Annotated in this window: 21 protein-coding genes and 1 pseudogene; 7 read left to right on the top strand and 15 right to left on the bottom strand. The window is 60.7% G+C overall.

The genetic code is table 11. The annotated features are described in order from the left end of the window. Positions 1–19 precede the first annotated feature (19 nt). The 3 genes from ACM6IO_RS09540 to ACM6IO_RS09530 all read right to left on the bottom strand — a co-directional run bounded on the left by ACM6IO_RS09540 (position 20) and on the right by ACM6IO_RS09530 (position 2155). A complete protein-coding gene (locus tag ACM6IO_RS09540; protein WP_008041913.1) occupies positions 20–613 on the bottom strand; it encodes an HAD family hydrolase in 594 nt (197 codons plus the stop codon). Beyond that, positions 610–1479 (bottom strand): acyl-CoA thioesterase II, encoded by an 870-nt coding sequence (gene tesB / locus ACM6IO_RS09535; RefSeq protein ID WP_008031730.1) that lies wholly within the window; start codon positions 1477–1479, stop codon positions 610–612. The genes ACM6IO_RS09540 and tesB overlap by 4 nt, the downstream gene beginning before the upstream one ends. Before the next feature lie 106 nt (positions 1480–1585). After that, on the bottom strand, positions 1586–2155 hold the full coding sequence (locus ACM6IO_RS09530; protein WP_008031732.1) for a GNAT family N-acetyltransferase: 570 nt from the start codon (positions 2153–2155) through the stop codon (positions 1586–1588). A gap of 87 nt (positions 2156–2242) precedes the next feature. Here ACM6IO_RS09530 and ACM6IO_RS09525 point away from each other — a divergent pair, with 87 nt between their 5' ends. Both ACM6IO_RS09525 and ACM6IO_RS09520 read left to right on the top strand, forming a co-directional pair. Continuing rightward, a complete protein-coding gene (locus ACM6IO_RS09525) occupies positions 2243–3163 on the top strand; it encodes a histone deacetylase (RefSeq protein WP_414911339.1) in 921 nt (306 codons plus the stop codon). A gap of 280 nt (positions 3164–3443) precedes the next feature. Beyond that, entirely contained in the window at positions 3444–4685 is a 1242-nt protein-coding gene (locus ACM6IO_RS09520; protein WP_414911338.1) for a TIGR03862 family flavoprotein, read from the top strand. 121 nt (positions 4686–4806) lie between these two features. On the opposite strand, the gene ACM6IO_RS09515 is transcribed toward ACM6IO_RS09520, so the two are convergent. Both ACM6IO_RS09515 and yedA read right to left on the bottom strand, forming a co-directional pair. Beyond that, on the bottom strand, positions 4807–6141 hold the full coding sequence (locus ACM6IO_RS09515; protein WP_008031738.1) for a DEAD/DEAH box helicase: 1335 nt from the start codon (positions 6139–6141) through the stop codon (positions 4807–4809). Between the two features lie 52 nt (positions 6142–6193). Further along, positions 6194–7120, bottom strand: coding sequence for a drug/metabolite exporter YedA (yedA, locus tag ACM6IO_RS09510; RefSeq protein WP_414911337.1), 927 nt, complete (start codon positions 7118–7120; stop codon positions 6194–6196). Between the two features lie 166 nt (positions 7121–7286). Here yedA and ACM6IO_RS09505 point away from each other — a divergent pair, with 166 nt between their 5' ends. Next, positions 7287–7739, top strand: a complete 453-nt coding sequence (locus ACM6IO_RS09505) for an Lrp/AsnC family transcriptional regulator (RefSeq protein ID WP_008041273.1) — start codon at positions 7287–7289, stop codon at positions 7737–7739. 105 nt (positions 7740–7844) lie between these two features. Here the strand turns inward: ACM6IO_RS09505 and ACM6IO_RS09500 are convergent, their stop codons facing one another. From ACM6IO_RS09500 to ACM6IO_RS09490, 3 genes are all read right to left on the bottom strand, one after another. Further along, on the bottom strand, positions 7845–8456 hold the full coding sequence (locus ACM6IO_RS09500) for a PolC-type DNA polymerase III (protein WP_008041272.1): 612 nt from the start codon (positions 8454–8456) through the stop codon (positions 7845–7847). Between the two features lie 22 nt (positions 8457–8478). Next, positions 8479–8958: an NYN domain-containing protein gene (locus ACM6IO_RS09495; protein WP_008031749.1), complete on the bottom strand. Its 480-nt coding sequence runs from the start codon at positions 8956–8958 to the stop codon at positions 8479–8481. Between the two features lie 127 nt (positions 8959–9085). Beyond that, positions 9086–9829 carry a DUF2076 domain-containing protein gene (locus ACM6IO_RS09490; RefSeq protein ID WP_414911336.1) on the bottom strand — a complete coding sequence of 248 codons (744 nt, stop codon included), beginning with the start codon at positions 9827–9829 and terminating at the stop codon, positions 9086–9088. Between the two features lie 178 nt (positions 9830–10007). Here ACM6IO_RS09490 and ACM6IO_RS09485 point away from each other — a divergent pair, with 178 nt between their 5' ends. Then, a complete protein-coding gene (locus ACM6IO_RS09485) occupies positions 10008–10682 on the top strand; it encodes a YciC family protein (protein ID WP_414911341.1) in 675 nt (224 codons plus the stop codon). Positions 10683–10748: 66 nt separating this feature from the next. Beyond that, positions 10749–11828 carry an endonuclease/exonuclease/phosphatase family protein gene (locus ACM6IO_RS09480; RefSeq protein WP_414911335.1) on the top strand — a complete coding sequence of 360 codons (1080 nt, stop codon included), beginning with the start codon at positions 10749–10751 and terminating at the stop codon, positions 11826–11828. A gap of 125 nt (positions 11829–11953) precedes the next feature. On the opposite strand, the gene ACM6IO_RS09475 is transcribed toward ACM6IO_RS09480, so the two are convergent. The 5 genes from ACM6IO_RS09475 to ACM6IO_RS09455 all read right to left on the bottom strand — a co-directional run bounded on the left by ACM6IO_RS09475 (position 11954) and on the right by ACM6IO_RS09455 (position 17858). Further along, a complete protein-coding gene (locus tag ACM6IO_RS09475; protein ID WP_008031755.1) occupies positions 11954–12790 on the bottom strand; it encodes an ABC transporter ATP-binding protein in 837 nt (278 codons plus the stop codon). After that, positions 12778–13581 (bottom strand): ABC transporter permease, encoded by an 804-nt coding sequence (locus ACM6IO_RS09470; protein ID WP_008031757.1) that lies wholly within the window; start codon positions 13579–13581, stop codon positions 12778–12780. Before ACM6IO_RS09470 ends, ACM6IO_RS09475 begins: the two co-directional genes overlap by 13 nt. A 9-nt stretch (positions 13582–13590) precedes the next feature. After that, complete coding sequence (locus tag ACM6IO_RS09465) at positions 13591–14577, bottom strand: ABC transporter substrate-binding protein (RefSeq protein WP_280162278.1); 987 nt, start codon at positions 14575–14577, stop codon at positions 13591–13593. Positions 14578–14975: 398 nt separating this feature from the next. Next, a complete protein-coding gene (locus ACM6IO_RS09460) occupies positions 14976–16346 on the bottom strand; it encodes an aspartate aminotransferase family protein (protein ID WP_414911334.1) in 1371 nt (456 codons plus the stop codon). Positions 16347–16367: 21 nt separating this feature from the next. Continuing rightward, positions 16368–17858 (bottom strand): aldehyde dehydrogenase, encoded by a 1491-nt coding sequence (locus tag ACM6IO_RS09455; RefSeq protein ID WP_414911340.1) that lies wholly within the window; start codon positions 17856–17858, stop codon positions 16368–16370. Between the two features lie 225 nt (positions 17859–18083). On the opposite strand from ACM6IO_RS09455, the gene ACM6IO_RS09450 reads away from it, so the two are divergent. Next, a complete protein-coding gene (locus ACM6IO_RS09450) occupies positions 18084–19013 on the top strand; it encodes a LysR substrate-binding domain-containing protein (protein ID WP_008031766.1) in 930 nt (309 codons plus the stop codon). Between the two features lie 170 nt (positions 19014–19183). On the opposite strand, the pseudogene ACM6IO_RS09445 reads toward ACM6IO_RS09450, so the two are convergent. After that, a pseudogene (locus ACM6IO_RS09445) lies at positions 19184–19335 on the bottom strand (ATP-dependent helicase C-terminal domain-containing protein); the annotation flags it as partial. A 418-nt stretch (positions 19336–19753) separates the two neighbouring features. Between ACM6IO_RS09445 and ACM6IO_RS09440 the strand changes: the two are divergent. Continuing rightward, on the top strand, positions 19754–20260 hold the full coding sequence (locus tag ACM6IO_RS09440) for a hypothetical protein (RefSeq protein ID WP_414911333.1): 507 nt from the start codon (positions 19754–19756) through the stop codon (positions 20258–20260). A gap of 194 nt (positions 20261–20454) precedes the next feature. On the opposite strand, the gene hrpB is transcribed toward ACM6IO_RS09440, so the two are convergent. Beyond that, the gene (gene hrpB, locus ACM6IO_RS09435) at positions 20455–22974 is read right to left on the bottom strand and encodes an ATP-dependent helicase HrpB (protein ID WP_192228043.1); all 2520 of its coding nucleotides are present in this window, start codon (positions 22972–22974) and stop codon (positions 20455–20457) included.

Below are 22974 nucleotides of genomic sequence, written 5' to 3'. Positions count from 1 at the left end.
CTTGCCCGCGAAGGGTCCCTCAAGCCAACAACATTTCCCGCAACGCCACGCAATCCGCCGCATGCCAATCGGTCAGCTCCGGCCACGGGTTATCCGGCAAGTTCACCAACACCGTCCGCGCCCCCGCCGCTCTTCCGCAATCCAGATCAAACCGGTAATCACCGACCATCACCATCTCGCTCGCCGGCACGTTCCAGGCCTCGGCCAATTTCAACAAACCACCGGGGTGCGGCTTGGGCGGCGCTTCATCACGCCCCAACACATCCTCCACCGCGAAGCAGTCCGCCAGGCCAATGGCTTCCAGCGTCACATGCGCCAACTCCCGAGCATTGCGCGTAAGAATGCCCAGGCGATAACCGCGCCCCGCCAACTCGCGCACCAGTTCCACAGCACCCGGCGCCGGTTTCGAACCCAGCGCCAGATCCCGTTCATGCTCCAGCAACCATGCATGTTTGGCTGCGGCTTCAGCGGCCGGCAACGCGGCGAGGTGGGTCAGGATGTCGTCTTCGGCCGGAATCGCCAGCGCCACGCGAATTGCCGCGAAGTCATGCACGGCCACCGTCAGGGTGCCGTCCATGTCGAACACCCAGTGCCGCACCTCGGCCAGGCTCATGCCCAATCCTTGCGGTGACGGATCAGGCCTTCCTGAGTGACCGACGCCACCAGTTGCCCGGCGCGATTGAACACGCTGCCACGGCTGAACCCACGGGAATTGCCGGCCCACGGGCTGTCCATCGCGTACAGCAACCAGTCATCGGCACGCAGATCCGCATGGAACCACAGCGCGTGATCGAGGCTGGCGACCTGCATGTCTTTCTGCCAGACCGACTTGCCATGGGGCAACATCGAGGTGGTCAGCAGATTGAAGTCCGACGCGTAGGCCAGCAGGTATTTGTGCAGCGCCGGGGAGTCGGCCAACGCGCCGTCGGCGCGAAACCAGACGTACTTGACCGGATCGGATGGCTGCGGGTTGTAGGGATCTTTCTCGGTGACCGGGCGGAATTCGATCGGCTTCGGGCACAGCAGTTTTTCACGCATGTGCTCGGGGATCAGGTGCGCGCGCTGATGGGTCAGCTCCAGTTCCGAGGGCAGGTTTTCCGGCCCGACCACCGTCGGCATCTGGCCCTGATGCTCGAAGCCTTTTTCGTCATATTGGAACGATGCGCTGCACGTGAAGATCGGGTTGCCCTTCTGGATCGCCGTGACCCGACGCGTGCTGAAACTGCCGCCGTCGCGAACCCGATCAACCTGATACACCACGGGCAACGTGGAATCGCCCGGACGCAGGAAATAACCGTGCATCGAATGCACATGACGCGCGACTTCGACCGTCTGGCTGGCCGCCGACAGGGACTGACCGATCACCTGGCCGCCGAACAACTGACGAAAGCCCAGGTCCTGGCTGCGGCCACGGAACAGGTTTTCTTCGATCGGTTCCAGGGTCAGCAAATCGACCAGATCATCCAACACTTGGCTCATTCAGACTCTCCTCACACATCGCAATGCCGCGCAGTCTTGGCTGCGGCGGTCGATTCAGTTTCCGGCCATGGCCATCATTGGCGCCATTGTAAACGTCCGGGCCGTCTTATCCATGCAAGGTTTGCAGCCATTGTTCACGGGTGATGCGGTACAGCACATGGTGACGCAGAGGATGATCGACCGCGAGTTTCGGGTGGTCGAAGTCACCGGCTGAATCATGGTGCATACCGATGGCCTGCATGACTTTCTGCGATGGCGTGTTGGTTTCCGTGGTGAAGGACACGACCTCTTGCAGCGCCAACCGGTCAAACCCGCAGCGCAGAGCGGTCCACGCCGCCTCACTGGCGTAACCCAAGCCCCAGTGTTCGCGGGCCAGGCGCCAGCCGATTTCGATGGCCGGCGTGAAAGGCGCGTCGAAACCGACCACGCCGAGCCCGGTAAAACCGATGAATGCACCGGTGTCCTTGCGCTCCAGCGCCCAGAGACCAAAACCATGCTCGGCGAAATGCCCACGAATCCGCCCGATCAGCGAAGCACTTTCCAGTCGGCTCAAGGGTGCCGGAAAATAACGCATCACCTGTGGATCGGCGCACATCGCCGCAAACGCCGGCAAATCCTCGTCACGCCACTGCCGCAACAGCAGTCGCGCGCTCTCGAGTTCCAGTATCGGCTCCATCGTGCCCCTCCGTTTCCATGCCGCAAGTCTACATCGCTGGTAGGATCGTTCACTCATTCCTACACGCCGTACTCATAAAAGCCCGTCATGCCGCTGCCATTGATCTACCACGAAGACTACAGCCCCGAGTTCCCGGCGGACCACCGCTTCCCCATGGACAAGTTTCGCCTGCTGCGCGATCACCTGGTGGACAGCGGGCTGACCCGGGACGCCGACCTGCTGCGCCCGGAACTCTGCCCGCCGGAAATTCTCGCCCTCGCACATGACGCTGCCTATATCGAACGCTACATGAGCGGCGAGTTGTCCCGCGAAGACCAGCGGCGCCTCGGCCTGCCGTGGAACGAAGCCCTGGCCCGGCGCACGGTGCGGGCGGTCGGCGGTTCGCTACTGGCGGCAGAACAGGCGCTGGAACATGGATTGGCCTGTCACTTGGCCGGCGGCACGCATCACGCGCATTACGACTACCCGGCGGGGTTCTGCATCTTTAACGACCTGGCGGTGATCAGCCATTACCTGCTGGAAAGCGGTCGTGTGAATCGGGTGCTGATCTTCGATTGCGACGTGCATCAGGGCGACGGGACTGCACGGATTCTGCACAACACCCCGGACGCGGTGACCGTTTCCCTGCACTGCGAGAAGAACTTTCCTGCACGCAAGGCCGAAAGTGACTGGGACATCCCGTTGCCCATGGGCATGGGTGATGCGGATTACCTGAAGGTCGTCGACGACGCGCTGAATTATTTGCTGCCGCTCTACCAGCCGGACCTGGTGCTGTACGACGCCGGTGTCGATGTGCATAAGGACGACGCGCTCGGTTACCTGAAGCTGACAGACGAAGGCGTGGCTGCTCGGGATGAAAGCGTGATGCGCCATTGCCTCGGGCGGGATATTCCGGTGGTCGGGGTGATTGGCGGCGGCTACAGCAAGGACCGCAAGGCGCTGGCGCGGCGGCACGGCATCCTGCATCACAGCGCGCAGCGGGTGTGGGCGTCATCAGGTTGTCATTGAGGTGTGCGCCTTTACCCACAATGCCTGTGGAACTGCCTGTGGATAACCTGAGCGAAAGGGCCTACAGGCCATGCTGCATATAGCCTGCAAAGGGGTGGTTGTTTTTTAACCAACTCTTCAACCCGACATAAATCCCCTGTGGGAGCGAGCCTGCTCGCGAAAGCGATTGAACAGTCACATTGATGTCGACTGAACCACCGCTTTCGCGAGCAGGCTCGCTCCCACAGGGATTTGGGCTGCTAGAATGCCCGGCTTATTCCGCCGAACCGCAGCGCATTCCATGACCCAATCTTCCGCCGCCCTCCCCCCTAAAGTCGCCATCATCGGCGGCGGCCCCGCCGGCCTGATGGCGGCCGAAGTGTTGAGCCAGGCCGGGATCAAGGTCGATCTGTACGACGGCATGCCTTCGGTAGGTCGGAAATTTCTCCTCGCTGGCGTGGGCGGCATGAACATCACCCATTCCGAAGCCTACCCGGCATTCCTCTCACGCTACGCCGAGCGCGCACCGCAGATCGCACCGCTGCTGCGAGCCTTTGGTGCCGAAGCGCTTTGCCAGTGGATTCATGACCTGGGCATCGAAACCTTTGTCGGCAGCTCTGGCCGGGTGTTTCCGACCGACATGAAAGCCGCGCCGCTGTTGCGCGCCTGGCTCAAACGGTTGCGAGAGGCCGGCGTAGTTATCCACACCCGCCATCGTTGGCTCGGCTGGGATAACAACGGTGGTTTGCGTGTTGAAAGTCCTGAGGGTGAAAAAAACCTGAAGCCCGAAGCAACGCTGCTCGCCCTCGGTGGCGGCAGTTGGTCGCGCCTGGGTTCGGACGGCGCGTGGATGCTGCCACTGGAGCAGCACGGCGTAGGACTGGCGCCGCTGCAGCCGAGTAATTGCGGCTTCGAGGTGCAGGCCTGGAGCGAATTGATGGTCAGCAAATTCGCCGGCGCGCCGCTGAAAAATATCGCGATCGGTCTCAATGACGACATCCCTCGGCTCGGGGAATGTGTGATTACGGCCACCGGGATTGAAGGCAGTTTGATCTACGCCCTGTCGGCGCCCATCCGCGAAGCGATCAATCAGCAGGGCTCGGCGACCATTCACCTCGACCTGTTGCCGGGCCGGCCTGTGGATAAAGTTCAGACGGCACTGAGCAAACCGCGCGGGTCTCGTTCAATGTCCAAACATCTGCACAGCCAGCTTGGGATTGACGGAGTGAAAGCGGCGCTACTGCGCGAATTGACGCCGGCAGAATGCTTCGCCGATCCGGCGTTGTTGGCTAAAGCGATCAAGGCGCTGCCGCTGACATTGGTGAAAACCCGTCCACTGGACGAAGCCATCAGCACTGCCGGTGGCGTGATGTTCGAGGCGATGGATGAACGTTTGATGCTCAAGCAGTTGCCTGGCGTGTTCTGCGCGGGGGAAATGCTGGATTGGGAAGCGCCGACGGGCGGTTATCTGCTGACTGCGTGTTTCGCCAGTGGGCGAGCGGCGGGGTTGGGGATGGTGGAGTGGCTCAAGCGCAAGTCTTGAGACCGAGGCGCGCCCTTCGCGGGCAAGTCGGGTCGCCGCACCGCTCGCTCCTACAGGTTCGACGTAAATCCTGTAGGAGCGAGGCTTGCCCGCGAAAACGGCTTAACCGGCGCAGCGAATATTAAGGCTTACGCTTACGCGGCCCAGTATTAAACACCGGCACCTTACGCACAGGCTTGATCGAAGGCTCCGGCGCCGAAGCATCCCCGCTCTCAACCCATTTACCCAGATTGCGTTTACCGCCGCTGGACGTCTTCGGCTTCTTCGGTTTTTTCGGTTTCTTCACCACCTGGCCGCTGGCATCGGTGTCCGGCACGCGGTGCTCAGGTTCGAAATCGTGTTCCATCTGCCGAGGCAACGTCTGACGCGTCAACGTCTCAATGGCCGACAGCAAATTCACTTCATCGGCGCAGACCAACGAAATGGCCTGCCCGGTGGCACCCGCACGGCCGGTACGACCGATCCGGTGGATGTAGTCCTCTGCCACGATCGGCAGGTCGAAATTGACCACCAATGGCAAATCTTCAATGTCCAGACCACGGGCCGCGACATCGGTGGCCACCAGGATCTGCACTTCACTGGCCTTGAAACGGTCCAGCGCACGTTGGCGCGTAGCCTGAGGTTTGTCGCCATGGATGCCGTCGGCGTTGATGCCCAGGCCCTGGAGTTTTTCCACCAGCGCGTCCACGCCATTGCGGGTCTTGGCGAATACCAGCACCTGCTTCCACTTGCCCTTGCGCAGCAGGTGGATGAACAGCTCCGGCTTGCGCTTCTTGTCCACCGTCACCACCCACTGTTTAACGGTGTTGGCGGCAACGTTACGCGGGCTGACTTCGATGCTCAGCGGATCATTGAGCATTTGCCCGGCCAGCAGGCGAATCGCATCGGAGAAAGTCGCGGAGAACAGCAGTGTCTGACGTTTCTTCGGCAGCACGCGGTAAATGTTCCCCAGCTCCTCGGAAAAGCCCAGGTCGAGCATGCGGTCGGCTTCGTCCAGCACCAGGGTTTGCAACTGGTTGAACTTCAGCGCGTTCTGGCGGAACAGATCGAGCAGACGGCCCGGCGTCGCCACCAACAGGTCGACGCCTTTGCGCAACTTCATCATTTGCGGGTTGATGCTGACGCCGCCATACACCGCATAAGTGCTCAGCGGCAGGTTCTCGGCGTACTGACGCACGGCTTCGTGAACCTGCTCGGCCAGTTCGCGGGTCGGCACCAGAATCAATGCGCGCACCGAGTTGGCGGTGACTTTCGGCCCTTCCATGGCCAGCAATTGCAGCAGCGGCAGCGCGAAACCGGCGGTCTTGCCGGTGCCGGTCTGGGCGGCGGCCATCAGGTCGCGACCGGCCAGCACCGCCGGAATGGCTTGCGCCTGAACCGGCGTCGGGGTCTGGTAGCCGAGCGTCTCGAGAGAGCGCAGCAAGGGTTCGATCAGGCCAAGGGTGGCGAAAGTCATGGGATTACCGTAGGAAAAATCAGCGCGGGTATGCAATGGCGCGCAGTTTACCCTAATTCACACGGGATTCTGTCGGCACCGCTACGGCCGGCTGCACAGGCGCCCGGCGCCACTGTGGCAAACCGATCAGCACCACGGCACTGATGATCACCAGCATGGCCAGCGCTTCTTCGATGCCGATGGTCTCGCCGACAAACACGATCCCCAGCAACACCGCCACCGCCGGGTTGACGTAGGCATAACTGGTCGCCGCTGCCGGACGCACGTTTTTCAACAGGTACATGTAGGCGTTGAAGGCGATGATCGAACCGAAGAAGGTCAGATAGGCCAGCGCCGCCCACCCTTCAATCGGTGGCATGGCTTCCATGTGTTCGCCGCTCAGCGCACTGCCGATCAGCAACGCCACGCCGCCCACCAGCATTTCCACGGCACTGGCCATCGCGCCTTGGGGCAACGGCAAGTGTTTGCTCCAGACTGAACCGAACGCCCAGGCCGCCGCCGCAAAGATCAGCAACATCGCACCCAGCGGGCTCGATTGCAGGTTGGAACCGAGGTTGAGCATGGCGATGCCGATCAGCCCGAGCACAATCCCCGCCCATTCAAGACGGGTATTACGCGCCCCCCAGAAATATCCGCAGAGCAAGGTAAACAACGGCACCGTCGCCACCGCCAATGCCGCGACGCCGGAAGCAACGCCCATGTGTTCCGCCACACTGACCCCGCCGTTACCGCACGCCAGCAGCAAAATCCCGATGATCCCCGCCGCTTTCCACTGCGCCCAGGTCGGTGCCGGCGCCCCGCGCCAGCGCAGGAAGGCGTACATCAACGTGCCAGCAATGACAAAGCGAATACCGGCGAGCAACAAGGGCGGCCAATACTCCACGCCGATACGGATCACCAGATAAGTCGAGCCCCAAATCACGTACAAGGCGAAAAAGGCAGCGATCAACGGTAGGGGAAAACGACGGAGGCCAGGCATGGGGGGCAGCTCGCAGGCAAGGACAAATGAACAGCTATTCTAGAAAGGCGAACAGCAGAAAATAAGTTACAAAACCTGTTTATAGCGCCGGTACACTTTTCAAATCACGGAGATCAGCGCTATATACCGTGTTTTCGAAAGCCAGCCATTTTTCAGGAATTCGCTCATGGACAAATACGACCGCATGCTCCTCAGCGCCCTACTGGAAAACGGTCGTGCGTCCTACGCCGACCTCGCACGCAAAGTGAACCTGTCCGCCCCGGCCGTGGCCGAGCGCGTGGCCAAACTTGAGGCCAGCGGGGTGATTACCGGTTATCAGGCGAAAGTCGACATGGCCAAGCTGGGGCTGCCGATTCAATGCGTGATCGAACTGCGGCTGAACCAGCACGGTAATCAGAAAGCCTACGACGACCTGATCAAAATCCCACAGCTGACCGAATGCCATCGGGTGACAGGTGATCCATGCGTGATCATGCAAGCGGCGGTGGGTTCGATGCCGGAGCTGGAAGAGCTGATCAACCGCATTGCCACGTTCGGGTTCAGCAAGACGTCGATTGTGTTGTCGAGCGCGATAGAGAAGCGCGTGCCGTTGGGGCAGTTGGAGGGGAACGGTAAGTAGTGATGCGGATGACGTTTCGCGGGCAAGCCTCGCTCCTACAGGATTTCATCGTACCCGTAGGAGCGAGGCTTGCCCGCGAAGAGGCCCGTCCGAACACCGCTGAACTTAAAACCCGCGATGGCGCTTGAGGTGTTCGTTGATTTTGGCCGCCGGGACTTTCTGCAAACTGACCAACAGATCATGGGACAACTCGCGCAACCCGTGCTTCTGCCGCAATTCCTGCGCCAGATGCGCCGTCAGGTTGGCCGCCATCTCGGCGTCAGCCATCGCCCGGTGAGCTTTACCGGTGTCAGGCAGTTGGGCGAAGGTGGTGAGGGTGCCGAGTTTGTGATTCGGCGCAGCCGGCATCAGCCGACGGGCCAGTAGCAGCGAACAAGCAAAGTTCTGCAACCGCGTACGCTTGATCCGACCCAGTTCAAAGTCCCAGAACTTCTGGTCGAACGCGGCGTTGTGCGCCAGCAGCGGCGTGGTGCCAACAAACTCGTTGACCTCGTTCATCACCTGTTCAGCCGATGGCGCGGTGCGCAGCATGGCGTTGCTGATGCCGGTGAGTTGTTCGATGAAGGCCGGGACGCGTACGCCGGCGTTCATCAGGCTTTGGTAACGCTCGACGATGCGCCCCTGTTCAAGGATCACCACGGCAATTTCCGTGGCCCGGCAGCTGCTGCTCGGGGAGATCCCGGTGGTTTCAAAGTCGATGACTGCTATGCGTTCCAAACCTGTTTCAACTCCGTAAAAATCAATTCTTGAGCAGCAACGCGCCTTCGATCGGCACGTAGCGGCTGGCGGCGCGGATCAGCGAGTTGGCTGTCAGGCCCGGCACGCCGTAGGCCACCGCTTGTACGCCGTGCTTGGCGATGATGCGTTCCAGCAACATGTCGAAATCACCGTCACCGGAGGCCAGAACCACTTCGTCGACGTGATCGGCGGCGTCCATGATGTCGAGGGTGATGCCCACGTCCCAGTCGCCCTTGGCCGAGCCGTCGCTGCGCTGGATGTAGGGTTTGAGCTTCACGGTGAAACCGAGGTTGCGCAGGATCTGCTGGAACTGCTGCTGTTTGCTGTCGCCGCGATCGATCGCGTAGGCATAGGCTTCGACGATATCGCCCTGCTTGCTGATGTCAGCCCACAGCGCGGCGTAGTTGAAGTGGCAACCATAGGCCTGACGCACGGTGTAATAGAGGTTTTGAACGTCGGCGAACACTGCAATTTTTTTCACCGTGCATCCTCATTCGCGCAGGCGGGATCAGGCACCGGGCCCGAAAAGTTGCCCAGTATGCCAGCCCGGAGGATTGTTCCGCGAATAATCGGCCCGGAGCGCCGCAGCGCTCCGGACGAATGGCGTGTCAGACGAAGGAATCGTCGTCGCCGCCGAAGAACGATGAACTGTCATCGTTGTAGTCGGTGTCGGCATAGTCTTGGGAGTTGTCAGCCACGCGCTGATCGTCGCCCCAGCCGTTGTCACCGCCGTGGTCGTTGACCTGCGCCGGCTCTTCCTTGATCACTTCCACCACTTCCGGCTGCTGGTTGTGATGGAACAGGCTGCTGATGCCCTGTGCCAGCATCACGCCACCCGCCACTCCCGCGGCAGTTTTCAGCGCGCCGCCGAGGAAACCGCTGCCAACCGCCGGCGCCTGCTGTTGCGGCGCGTAGTTCTGCTGCGGTGGCGGCGCAGCGAAATTCTGCTGTGGCGGCTGCGCGTTGAACGACGGCCGTCCCGGCTCACGCCAGCCGCCGCTGGAGGGCGGTGCACTTGGCGCAGGCGTTTCACGGGAACTGCCACCGAAAATGCTCGACAGGAAACCGCCGCTGCTCGGTGCCGGAGCAGGTGCCTGGGACTTGGCCGATTGCAGTTCGGCCTGCAATTGCTGGATTTGCTCGCTGAGTTGCTTGTTCTGTGTGTCGAGGCTCTTGATCGCTGCCTCCTGCACCAGAATCGCCTGGGTCATGAAGTAGCCCGCCGCGGGTTGGCGAGCCAGATGTTCCTTGATCCGCGCCTCGGCCAGGGCATCGCGTGGGGCTGCGTCCGTTTCGGCCTGTTGCAGCCGGGAAAACAGTCCATCGATCAGGGTTTGCTCTTCGGTGTTCATGGCGACCTCGTAGATTGCCGGGGAAATCGTTGACCTTCTCCAGGGAGGATACGGCGCTCGACCTTAATGGAGGCTGAAACAAGTTGTTTCAATGACCTTTACCGAACGTTTACGTTTGCGCCCCGACGCGCTGCATCGGTTAAAGTGGGCCACTGCTTTCAACCTGCGATACCGACTGATGAATCCGTTCGATGTACTGCGTGACTCGCTGTATTTCTTCAAGCGCAATCTGAGCCAGATCGTGCGGCTGTGCCTGCCGCTGGTGATTTTCGAAGCGCTGCTGCAACAAGTGGTCGACCACAACACCGTGCCGGACAGCTTTCCCGGCGTGAGCGTGATCGTCGGCCTGCTGGTATACCCGCTGTACACCGCCGCCCTGATCCTGTTTCTCGACGCGCGCAGCCGTGGCGAATCGCCGCGCAACCGTGACCTGCTGGCGAGGTCCGCGTACCTGTGGCCGCGCTTCGCCCTGCTCACGGCGCTCAATACATTGATGATCCTGCTCGGCCTGTCGTTGTACTTCCTGCCGGGCATCTGGCTGATGGTGACGTTGGCGTTCAGCGAATACCTGCTGGTGCTGCGCGGCCTGGCGCCGCTGGCGGCAATGAAGGAAAGCCTGCGCCTGACCCGCGGTCATTTCCTGCGCATTCTGGTGTGCATCCTGTGTGTGATGGGCCCGTTGTGGGTGCTCAAGGGTGTGACTATCAACGTGTATCCGGAACCGCAGAATCCGGTGATTTCCCTGCTGATCGACAGCGCCCACAGCTTCCTGCAACTGTTCACCAGCGTGGTGTTGTTCCGTTTGTTCATGCTGATCAGCGACGTTCCCGAGAAAATCGACCGGCCGCTCTGATCGTGGGCTTCGGCCCGGCTCTCGGTTATGCTCGGATCCATCTTTTGTAACGCTATAAGCCGAGCCATGACCCGACTACTGCGCTACACCCTGCTGGGCCTGTTGATAGCAATCGGCCTGATTGCCTTGCTGATCTACAGCCTGACCTGGCGCCCCGAAGCCAAGGAAGTTTTGCCCGTCAGTTGCAACGTTCAAGCACCGACACTGGTGCCCGGCCAGGCGTTGAAAGTGATGACCTGGAACGTTCAGTACCTGGCGGGTAAGCGCTATGTGTTCTGGAATGACCTGGCCGCCGGCGACGACGAAAAACCGACGACTGAAGACATGGCCTTCAGCCTCGATGAAGTGGCGCGGGTGATTCGCGACGAACAACCGGACCTCGTGTTGCTGCAAGAGCTCGATGACGGCGCCAAGGCCAGCGATTACCAGAACCAGTTCAAACTGCTTCAGGAACGCCTCGCCGACCTCTATCCGTGCAGCGCCCATGCCTTCGACTGGAAAGCCGACTTCGTGCCGCAACCGCACATCTTCGGCAGTGTCGGCCGGCAACTGGCAACCCTCAGCCGCTACCGGATCGAAAACGCCGAACGCCTGCAACTGCCGGTGGCGCCGACCGACTTCATCAGCCGTCAGTTCCAGCCGAAAAATGCCTTGCTGGTCACTTACCTGCCGTTGAGTGACGGCGGGCAGTTGGCCGTCCTCAACACCCATCTGGACCGCGCCACCCAACCTGACGAAACGCTACAGACCCAGGTGACGGCGGTGGCCAAAGTCCTCGACAAATACGAAAGCCATAGCACCCCGTGGCTGATCGGCGGCGACTTCAACCTGTTGCCGCTGGGGCAATATCGACGCCTGCCCACCGAACAACGCACGCCCTACTCCGCCGACAGCGCGTTGCACCTGTTGTGGGACAAGTACCCGATGATCCCGACCAACAATGAAGCCAGCGGCATCGATCGGGCACGTTGGCTGACGCACTACCCGAATGATCCAGGCTTGAACGGCCCGGACCGCACCGTCGATTACCTGTTTTACAGCCCTCGGATCAAACGGGTCGAGGCGACGGTGCGACAGGACGATACGGTGCGGATTTCCGATCACCTGCCGGTGATTGCGCGGTTCCTCCTGCCGGCTGCGCCGTAATCCGGGCCGGACACAAAACCCTGTAGGAGCCGGCTTGCTGGCGATAGCGGTTTACCAGCCGACACATTTATCGCCTGAAAGGACGCCATCGCCAGCAAGCCGGCTCCTACAAGGGGTCGCGTTGTTCAATGCACCTCCTCCAGGTCGTCATGCAGCAGACCGAAAATATCGCGCTTCATCTCGATGAATGAGCGCTCCATGACCATGTCCAGGGTCCGTGGGCGTTCGATCGGCACGTCCAGAATCTGCTTGATCCGCCCAGGCCTCGCGCCCATCACGTAGACGCGGTCACCCAGCAGAATCGCCTCGTCGATGTCGTGGGTCACGAACAGCACGGTCTTCTTGCTGTTGCCCCAAACGCGCAACAACAACTGCTGCATTTGCAGGCGCGTCTGGCTGTCGAGGGCGCCGAAAGGTTCGTCCATCAGCAGGATTTGCGGGTCATTGGCCAAAGCGCGGGCAATCGCCACCCGCTGCATCATGCCGCCGGACAACTGCTTGGCGTAGTTGTCGGCGAACCCGCTGAGACCGACTTCGTTGACGTAGTAATCGACGATGTCCTTGCGCTGCGCCGCCGCCATGCCGCGACGCTTGAGACCGAACTCGACGTTCTGCCGCACAGTCAGCCACGGAAACAGCGTGTAGCTCTGGAACACCATGCCGCGGTCCGCGCCCGGCCCTTGAACTTGCTGGCCGCCGACGTAGATCTCGCCTTCCGTAGGCTCGTTCAGACCGGCGGTGAGGTACAGCAAACTCGACTTGCCGCAACCCGACGGCCCGACCAGCACGGCGAATTGCTGATCCGGAACTTCGAACGACACCTGATCCAGCGCGGTGAACACGCCGCCGTCGGGCTTCTGGTAACGCAGGCTGACTTTGTCCACTTGCAAACGAGGCGCGGCGTAGGCCGGGGCAGCCATCGGTGTGACGATACGCGGGTTGACGGCAGTTACTGAGCCCATGCGGCAATCCTCAGACGAAGGAAACGGAACAGTTGATCGGTGACCAGGCCCAACAGGCCGATGATCGCAATGGCGAGGAAAATCACATCCACCTGAAAGCCGCGCATGGCTTTGAGGCTCAGGTAACCCAGGCCACTGGAAGCGGCGACCAGTTCGGCGACCACCAGGTACGTCCAGGCCCAGCCCATGGTCACGCGCAAGGTGTCGAGCACACCCGGCAACGAGGCCGGCGCGATCACATGCAACACCGCATCGCGGCGGTTCGAACCGAGTGTGTAAGAGGCGTTGATCAAGTCCTTGGAGATGCCTTTGGACACGTCCGCGATCATCACCAGTTGCTGGAAAAACACACCAAAGATGATTACTGAAACTCGCTGCTCCAGACCGATACCGATCCACAGAATGAACAGCGGCACGAACGAGGTCACCGGCAGGTAGCGGATGAAATTGACCATCGGTTCGAGGAACGCCTGAACGATGCGGAAGCTGCCCATCAGTAACCCCAGCGGCACCGCCACCAGCGACGAAACGACGAAACCGACCACCACCACTTCAAGACTGGCCCACACGTGCAAACCGAGCGTGCCGTCGCGGCTCAGGCGCACGGCGGCTTCGACCACCGCGCCCGGCGTCGGCAAGAACATGCCCGGCACCACGCCGCCGTAAGACAACCCGGCCCACAGGCCAACCAACAACACCCAGGCCAGGCCGCTCGCGCTCCAGATCACCGAAACCGGCAAGCCGGTCTTGGGCGTGATGCAACGACTCAGCCATGAATTGCGCTTGAACATGCGAACCTCCTACAGCGGGCTGACGAAACGGTTGTCGATCAGGTCGTCATTGCTGACGTTGTAGGGTTTGCCCTGCAATTCACTGGCGGTTTCGTTGGCCAGTTTGATCAACGGTTCGCTGTCACCCGGCTTGCCCGGAGAGCCCAGGAGTTTTTCGCTCATGGCCTGATCGTAGAAGCGTACGCCTTGCGCGGCAGCGGCCAGTTCCTTCGGATCGGCGAGGTAGCCGCCAACACCCTTGGCCATGATTTTGTAGGCTTCCTGCGGATGGTCCTTGGTGTACTGCACCGCTTTGTACAGACCGGCGACCAACGCCTTGACGTCTTCCGGCTGTTTCTCGATGACCGTGCAGTTGAGCGCGACCACATCGACAATCACGCCAGGCGTGCTGCTGCTGTCGATCAAGACTTTGCCTTGCTTCTTGTCACGCACCATCGACAGGTGCGGTTCCCAGGTCACGGCGGCAGGCACACGACCGGCGATGAACGCGGTGGCGGCGTCGTCAGCCGTCATGTTCTGCACGGTGATGTCGCTCATGCTCATGCCGTGTTTTTTCAGCAGGTACGACAGCCAGAATTGCGAAGTCGAGCCTTCGTTCACCGCCACGGCTTTGCCTTTCAGCTCCTGCAGGCTCTTGATGTCCTTGCCCACCAGAACACCGTCGCCACCATGGCTGTCATCGAGTGCGGCTACGGCCTTGAAGCAGAATTGCGGACGGTATTTCAGTACTTCGTCGATGGTCGACGCCGAGCCGGACAATTCGCCCGAGGCTTGCGCGGCCATGTACATCGAAGCCTCTTCGACGACAGGCAACTCGACGGTCAAACCGCCTTCCTTGAAGTAGCCCAGGTCCTGGGCGAGGTAGAGCGTGCCGTAACCGACCCATGTGGTATGGCCGATGGACAGGGTGCCGGCCTGGGCGCTGGTGGCGACCGTGGCGGCGATGGCGGTGATCGCCAGTGGATGAGCGACGCGGGTTAGCAAGGACTTGATCATGGAGCACTCCCAAAGCTGTTGATTTAGTTTTGTCATGGGCAGTACGGCCAGCAGCCCTGGAGAAGCGCTGCCACTTGTGGTCTCTGATGGACCTTTTGGTGGGCAGTGTTCGGCTGACTGGCGAGGTCGATGTTGGACCAAGGTGGGGAGAAGGAAAATTAGGAAATATGTCGGTGGGAGTGATGAAAAAACTGGGTAGCGTGCGCGGTAAAAGGGCGGGGTTGGCGGGGGTGCACGGGCTTTGTGCAAAAGGTGAGAGGTGGGGTGAATCGGCAAAAGCTTTCGCGGGCAAGCCTCGCTCCTACGGGTTATGTGTCAGGCCTAAAATCCGAGGCCGACAATAAACCTGTAGGAGCGAGGCTTGCCCGCGAAAAGGTCCGCAGGACCTTCCGGCAATTTTAAAGCCGGCCGTATTCCTGCGCCGTACGATCAACCGCTTTCAGCGTCTTGCCAACCAACTCATCAACCTCTTCCCGACTGGCAATCAACGCCGGCGCCATGATCATCCGCCCCAGCGTCGAACGAATAATCACCCCCTCCTCGAACCCAATCGTGCGGCAACGCCAGGCAATATCGTTCTCGTTGGCAAAGCGCTTGCGACTGGTTTTGTCTTCGGCCAACTGCAACGCCGCCACCATCCCGACACCCTGGATATCCCCCACCAACGGGTGATTGCCGAACACCTCTCGCAAGCACTGTTGCAGGTACGGCCCGATGTCATCCTTGACCCTCGTCACCACCCCCTCATCGCGCAACGCCTTGAGGTTGGCGATGGCCACCGCTGCCGCCACCGGGTGTCCGGAATAGGTCAGGCCGTGGGCAAACACGCCGCCCTGCTCCACCAACACTTGCGCCATTTTCTTCGACAGGATCAGCCCGCCCATGGGGATGTAGCCGGAGGTCAGCCCCTTGGCAATCGACAGCGTGTCCGGCTCGAAACCGAAGTGCTCATGGGCGAACCATTCGCCAGTGCGACCGAAGCCGCCGATCACTTCGTCGGCGCACAACAGCACGTTGTACTTGCGGCAAATCCGCTGAATTTCCGGCCAGTAGCTTTCCGGCGGGAAGATCATCCCGCCCGCGCCCTGGAACGGCTCGGCGATAAACCCGGCGACCTTGTCCGCGCCCAGTTCGAGAATCTTCGCTTCCAGTTGCTGCGCCGCCCGCAGGCCGAATTCAGCCGGGGTCAGATTGCCTTCGTGGGCGAAGAAGTACGGCTCGTCGATGTGCTCGATGTCCGGCAGCATGCCGCCCATTTCGTGCATGAACTTCATGCCACCGAGCGCCGTCGCCGCCAGTGTCGAACCGTGGTAACCGTTCCAGCGACCGATCATGACTTTCTTCTCGGGCTTGCCGAGGATGGCCCAGTAACGGCGCACGGTGCGGATCAGCACCTCGTTCGCTTCGGAGCCGGAGTTGGTGTAGATCGCGTGGCTGTAGTGCCCCGGCAGCAGACTGAACAGCAGCTCCGAAAGCTCGATCACCTGCGGGTGAGTGGTGTGGAAAAACATGTTGTAGTACGGCAGTTGCTCAAGCTGCCGAGCCGCTGCCGCCGCCAGATCCTTGCGGCCGTAACCGAGGTTGGTGCACCACAGCCCGGACATGCCGTCGAGGTAGCGCCGACCATCGTTATCCCACAGGTGCAGGCGCTCGCCACGGACCATCACCCGTGGTCCTTCATCGTTGAGCGCTTTCTGATCGACGAATGCGTGGATGTGGTGCGCAGCGTCGGCGGCCTGGTAGTCGCGGGTTTCACGTGGTGTGGTCATCGCCAGTTCTCCGTTTTGTTATTAGCGCAGTTGAAACCAGGTGGTCTTCAACTGGGTGTATTTATCGAATGAGTGCAGCGACAGGTCACGGCCGAAACCGGACTGCTTGCCGCCGCCGAACGGCACCGTCACGTCGAGTGCATCGACGCTGTTCACCGACACCGTGCCGGCGCGCAATTGCCGCGCCACGCGGTGGGCGCGATTGAGGTCGTCGGTCCACAGCGAAGCGGCCAGGCCGTAGACGCTGTCGTTGGCCAGTTGCAAGGCGTGTGCCTCGTCATCGAACGCCGTGATCGCCAGCACCGGGCCGAACACCTCGTCGCGAAACAGCGGCATGTCCGGGGTCACGTTAGTGAAAATCGTCGGCTGGATGAAGTTGTCGGAGCCGTTGAAAATCGACTGCCGACCACCGCACACCTTGGTCGCACCCTGGCGCTGGGCTTGCTCGATGAACTTCATGATGCGCGCGGTCTGACGGCTGTCGACAATCGCCCCGGCGCTGCTCGACGGGTCCAGCGGATCGCCCGGCAGCCAGCGTTCGGCCTGCGCCTTGAGGCGCTCGACGAACTCGTCATGGATCGAACGCTGCACCAGCAACCGCGAGTTGGCCGAGCACACTTCGCCCTGATTGAAGAAGATGCCGAACGCGGCTTTTTCGGCCGCCAGATCCAGGTCCTGACAATCGGCGAACACCAGGTTGGCGCTCTTGCCGCCGCACTCCAGCCACACCTGTTTCAGGTTCGATTGCGCGGAATACTGCATGAAAAACTTGCCGACTTCGGTGGAGCCAGTGAACACCAGGCAATCGACGTCCGGGTGCAAACCGAGGGCTTTGCCGGTCTGCTCGCCGAGGCCCGGCAGCACGTTGAGCACGCCTGCTGGCAAGCCGGCTTCAAGCGCCAACTCGGCCAGACGCAGGGCAGAAAACGGTGATTGCTCGGCGGGTTTGAGGATCACCGAATTGCCTGCCGCCAGCGCGGGCGCGAGTTTCCATGCAGCCATGTCCAGCGGGAAATTCCACGGCACCACGGCGGCAACCACGCCCAGCGCTTCGCGGGTGATCGTCGCCAGTACGTTCTGCGCGCTCGGTGCGATCTGGTCGTAGAGCTTGTCGAGGCTTTCGGCGTACCAGCGAAAAACCCCGGCCGCGCCCGGCACGTCGATGTTGTAGGCGTCCATCACTGGCTTGCCCATGTTCAGCGAATCCAGCAGCGCCAGTTCTTCGCGGTGGGTCATGATCAGATCGGCCAGGCGCAGCAGCACTTGCTTGCGCTCGTTTGGCGAACGCGCCGACCAGGTGCCGGCCTCGAACACCTGCCGCGCATTTTTGACGGCGGCATTCACTTCTTCATCACCGCACGCTGTCACGTTGGCCAGGCGCTGGCCGGTGGCCGGGTTGATCGCGGCGAAGGTTTGCCCCGACTGCGCCGAACGGGGTTTGCCATCAATCAGGGCCTGGTCGGGAAACGCCAGCGCAGCGGCCTTGTTTTGCCAGTAGGTAAGCTCGAACACGTTCAGATGCTCCATGGGCTTTTCTTGTGAATTGGATGGTGGCCCAGGCCCGTGTCGAGGAAAAATAGTAAAAATGTCTTCGCAGACCATGAAAAAACTGGGCAGCCCATCTCCCCGGTCGTGCGGTATGTGGTTATTGTTCAGGCACAACAACACCGTCGTCAGAACGGACGCAGTCGGCGCAAAAATTGCTGGATGTCGAGTCCATCCACCCCGAGGTTTGCCGTGGCTGCCTACAACCTGCGTCAATTGAAGTACTTCATCACCACCGTCGAATGCGGCAGCGTTGCCGAGGCGTCGCGCAAGCTGTACATCGCCCAGCCGGCCATTTCCACGGCGATCAAAGGCCTGGAAGACAGCTTCGGCGTGCAATTGCTGATCCGTCATCACGCACAAGGCGTGTCCCTGACGCCCAGCGGCGCACGCTTCTACCGCAAGGCCCAGGAACTGTTGCGCATGGCCAAGGAGTTCGAACAGAACGCCCTGGCCGACAACGACGTGGTGGCCGGACAAATCGACATCGGCTGCTTCGAAACCGTCGCGCCGCTGTACCTGCCGCAATTGATTGCCGGGTTCTCGGCGCTGTATCCCGGCGTGAAAATCCGCATCCGCGACGGCGAGCAGCAGGAGTTGGTGCAAGGCCTGACCTCGGGCACCTTCGACCTGGCGATCCTCTATGAACACGACCTCGACGCCACCATCGAAACCGAACCCTTGATGCCGGCGCAGCGGCCTTATGCCTTGCTGCCGGCGGATCATCGCTTTGCTCAACTCAAGCAAGTGTCCCTGCGCGATCTGTGCCTGGAGCCGATGATTCTGCTGGACGTGCAACCGAGCCGGACCTACTTCGTCAGCCTGTTCGAAGAACTGGGCCTGTCGCCGAACATTGCGTTCAGCTCACCGTCGATCGAGATGGTCCGGGGCATGGTCGGCCAAGGGTTCGGCTTCTCGATCCTGGTCACCCGCCCGCACTCGGAGTGCACCTACGACGGGCAGAAAGTGGTGTGCGTGGACATCGTCGAAGACATCACCGGCTCAGGGCTGGTGGCGGCGTGGCTGAAGCGCGGGCAGTTGACCAAACCGGCGCAGCTGTTTGCCGATTACTGCCGCGAACAACTCACCGCCAAGGCCGAAAGATCACACCCGACCTTGTAGGAGCCCGGCTTGCCGGCTCCTACAAGGTGCGTGGATGTTTGAGGAATTGGGGTGAACCCAACCCTGTAGGAGCCGGCTTGCTGGCGATGGCGTCCGTCCAACCAATAAATCATTGACTGACCCACCGCTATCGCCAGCAAGCCAGCTCCTACAGTGTCGGGGTGTGCATATTACTTGCGGGGTTTGATTCGTGCGGTCGCTTCGGCTACCAACGGGTCATCCGGCCAATAATGCTTCGGATACCGCCCCTTCAATCCTTCTTCACCTCGGCATACGTACTGCGCCAGAAGTTCGCCAGATCCTGCGTCACTTGCACCGGTTGGCAAAATGACTCAGCCGCGCAACCTTGCCCAGATACGGCATCAACCCTGTGGTTTCATACAAAGTTTCTAGCAGTGCGAATGAACATCCCGGTCCCAAAAAGCCGTATCGACGCGGCATGTTTAGAATGCCAAAGGTGTTGATTCGTTATCGATTAAATTCCGATTAGTTATAAAAAACTGTCAATTATCACAGTGCGCCGCCTTGAAATTTTCGGTGACAATCAACTAACGCCAAGTTTAATTTTTCCAACTTACCTCATGAGAAATATAAGTAGTGCAAAAGACAATCCGCATTAAAAAGCAACAAAACCCTTAACGACTTTAAAGACCGTTCGCAGCATTTATTTGCCCGGAATTTCTCGCACCAGACTCGTGCGGACGCCTGATTAACATAATCTTCAGTAAGTGGAGAACTCCATGTTCACAATCGTTACAAAGCCTCTACCCTTCATCATGTTCGCCTGCGCTGCATTGTTAAGCGTATATCAACAAGCCGCGGCACAGACGCCCATTAAAGAAACTGTGAAAACAACGAAGACTAATCCAGGCGACCCTTCTCCTGACGTAGATAAACATGTATATAGCTGCGATTTTTCACATCTAAATCAAGCCATCACCGCGGAGGTCGACGAATGGCGCGACACTACCGGCAAACTCAATGTGAAAGTCACAAGGGTTCACCTAACGGAGTATCCAAATCATTCCGAAGCGTCAGCCAATTTGACTGTAAACGCCCCCGGCGCCGTATCTCAGACTCAATATAAAATCCCTATGGACGGAAACTGGCATAGCTCGTCCATTCATGTAGTTGGCAACGGTGGACCTGAACTCCAAGGCAATATGGAGAGACCCTATCAAAACGGATGCAATTTGCACGAAGTAAAGGTACCGGTAGCTGGCCCGCACGTCCTCAAGGAAGAGTGAGGAAATCATTCGGTTCGGCGACTTTACCCGTCACCGCGCAATCGTAATTGAAGTTTTCAGCCAAACTGATGATACGGTAAGCCCATCGATGGCGCGGGGCCAAAGTTGGGCGGCATTTCCCATATCCAAGGGAGTGCCACACTAGATTTGTGGTGTTTGACTGCCGCAGCTTAGAACCCCGACCTGATACGACGTCAGGATTTTCTCGGCTTCGCCCGCGCCGTCGCCTCCGCCACCAGCGGATCATCCGGCCAGTAATGCTTCGGATACCGCCCCTTCAGATCCTTTTTCACCTCGGCGTACGTACTGCGCCAGAAGTTCGCCAGGTCCTGTGTCACCTGCACCGGCCGCCGCGCCGGGGACAACAGATGCAACTTCACCACCTGCCGCCCGCCAGCGATGCGCGGGGTTTCGGCCAAACCGAACAACTCCTGCAACCGCACCGCCAGAATCGGCGGCTGCTCGCTGTAATCCAGACGAATCGACGACCCTGAAGGCACGCTCAAATGATGCGGCGCCAGCTCATCGAGCCGTTGCGGCAGCGGCCACGGCAATAGGTTATGAACAATGCTTGTGAGATCCAGATTGGCAAAATGACTGAGTCGCGAAACCTTCCCCAGGTACGGCATCAACCAGTGTTCAAGGCTTTTGAGCAGCGCAGCATCACTGACATCCGGCCACTCACTCTCGCCCTTGCCGGCAATGTCCAACTGCCGCAACAAAGCCACCCGCGCCTGCCACTGACGCAACTCCGGCGTCCACGGCAACAACTCCAGCCCCTTGCGCCGCACCAGATTCACCAACGCCTGACTGCGCGCTGTTTCATCGAGCCCGGTCAACGGTTCACGGCTGAGGATCAACTCGCCAACCTTGCGCTGACGCTCGGCGCGCAACACGCCTTCACGCTCGTCCCAATCCAGCTGATCGACCACGCGTACCTGTTCGGCGAGCACCGAATCGAACAACGCCGGATCGAAATCCGCCGCCAGATAAATCCGTTCCTCACGCTGCCCCTGACGGCTGCCGAGATCGGCGATTACCAGCCACGGTTGTTTCATCAAGCTGTCGGCTTCGGCGAACAACGCGGCACGGCCGTTGGCCAGGCGATATTCCGCGCCACCCGCTCGACGTTGCTGCGCCACACGGTCGGGATAGGCCAGCGCCAACAGTGCGCCGAGCCAGCGCGGATGCTCCGGATCGCTGACCGGTTCCGACGCCTTGCCACGCAGATAACCACGGTATTGACGCGCCAGTTGCCGCGCTCGCTGAACACCGCCCTGAGCACCGCGTGCGGCACGCTCTTCGCCGGACAACAGCACCAGTCGACTGTGCAGATCGGCGCCGGCACCGCGCAAGATATCCCGCTCGCCGAGCAACGCCGCGACATCGCACGCCATGTCCGCCAAGCCCAGCGCCTGACCGCGCAGCAGCAAATGAGCGATACGCGGATGCGCCGGCAGTTCGGCCATGGCCTGACCGTGGCGGGTCAGCGCTTCGCCATCCAGTGCGCCAAGGCGATCAAGCAAGTCCTGAGCCTGGGCATACGCGGCGGCGGGCGGCACGTCGAGCCACACTAGTTGCGTCGGTGTCACGCCCCAGCGACCGAGCTGCAAAGCCAGACCGGCAAGGTCCGCCGAAAGAATTTCCGCACTGGCATACGCCGCCAGTTGCTCGTGTTGATCCTGCGACCACAAGCGATAACACACGCCCGGCTCCAGCCGCCCTGCCCGCCCCGCACGTTGCGTGGCGCTGGCGCGGGAGATGCGCTGCGTGTCGAGGCGAGTCATGCCGCTGCCTGGATCGAAACGCGGCACTCGTGCCAACCCGGCATCGATCACCACACGCACGCCGTCGATGGTCAGGCTGGTTTCGGCGATGTTGGTCGCCAGCACCACTTTGCGCTTGCCCGCCGGGGCCGGATCAATCGCGGCGCGTTGCGCGGCGAGGTCCAGTTCACCGTGCAACGGGCAGAGCAACACCTGGGTGTTCTCGCCCAACGCATCGGCCAGTTGTTGATGCACCCGGCGGATTTCCGCTTGCCCCGGCAGGAACACCAGGAGGCTGCCGGTTTCATCGTTCAAGGCTTCGAGGATGGTTTGCACCAGGCGCGGTTCGATGAACTCACCGGGCTGGAACGGTCGGCCCCAGCGCATCGCCACCGGGTACATGCGCCCTTCACTGCGCAGGATCGGCGCGTCATCGAGCAACCCGGCCAGGCGTTCGCCTTCAAGGGTGGCCGACATCAAAAGAATTTTCAGTGGTTGATCATCGCGGAACAGTTCCCGGCCATTCAGGCTGAGGGCCAAGGCCAGATCGGCATCAAGACTGCGTTCATGAAATTCGTCGAAGATCAGCAAGCCCACGCCTTCCAGCGCCGGATCATCCTGCAAGCGCCGGGTGAGAATGCCTTCGGTGACCACTTCAATCCGCGTCCGGGGCCCGACTTTGCTGTCCAGCCGAATGCGATAGCCGACGGTTTCACCGACCTTCTCGCCCAGCTCACTGGCCAAGCGCTCAGCCGCCGCACGTGCAGCCAACCGACGCGGTTCAAGCATCAGAATGGTCTGCCCGGCCAGCCACGGCTCGTTGAGCAGGGCCAATGGAACACGGGTGGTTTTACCGGCGCCGGGCGGTGCTTCGAGCACGGCTTCGTGGCGTGTCGCCAAGGCTTCACGCAGGGCGGGTAAAACTTCATCAATCGGCAAAGAAATCAT

Origin of the sequence: Pseudomonas sp. IT-P44 (assembly GCF_949768225.1) — a bacterium.
In the GTDB taxonomy this organism is placed as follows: Bacteria; Pseudomonadota; Gammaproteobacteria; order Pseudomonadales; family Pseudomonadaceae; genus Aquipseudomonas; species Aquipseudomonas migulae.
This window is presented reverse-complemented; position numbering and strand designations above follow the sequence as displayed.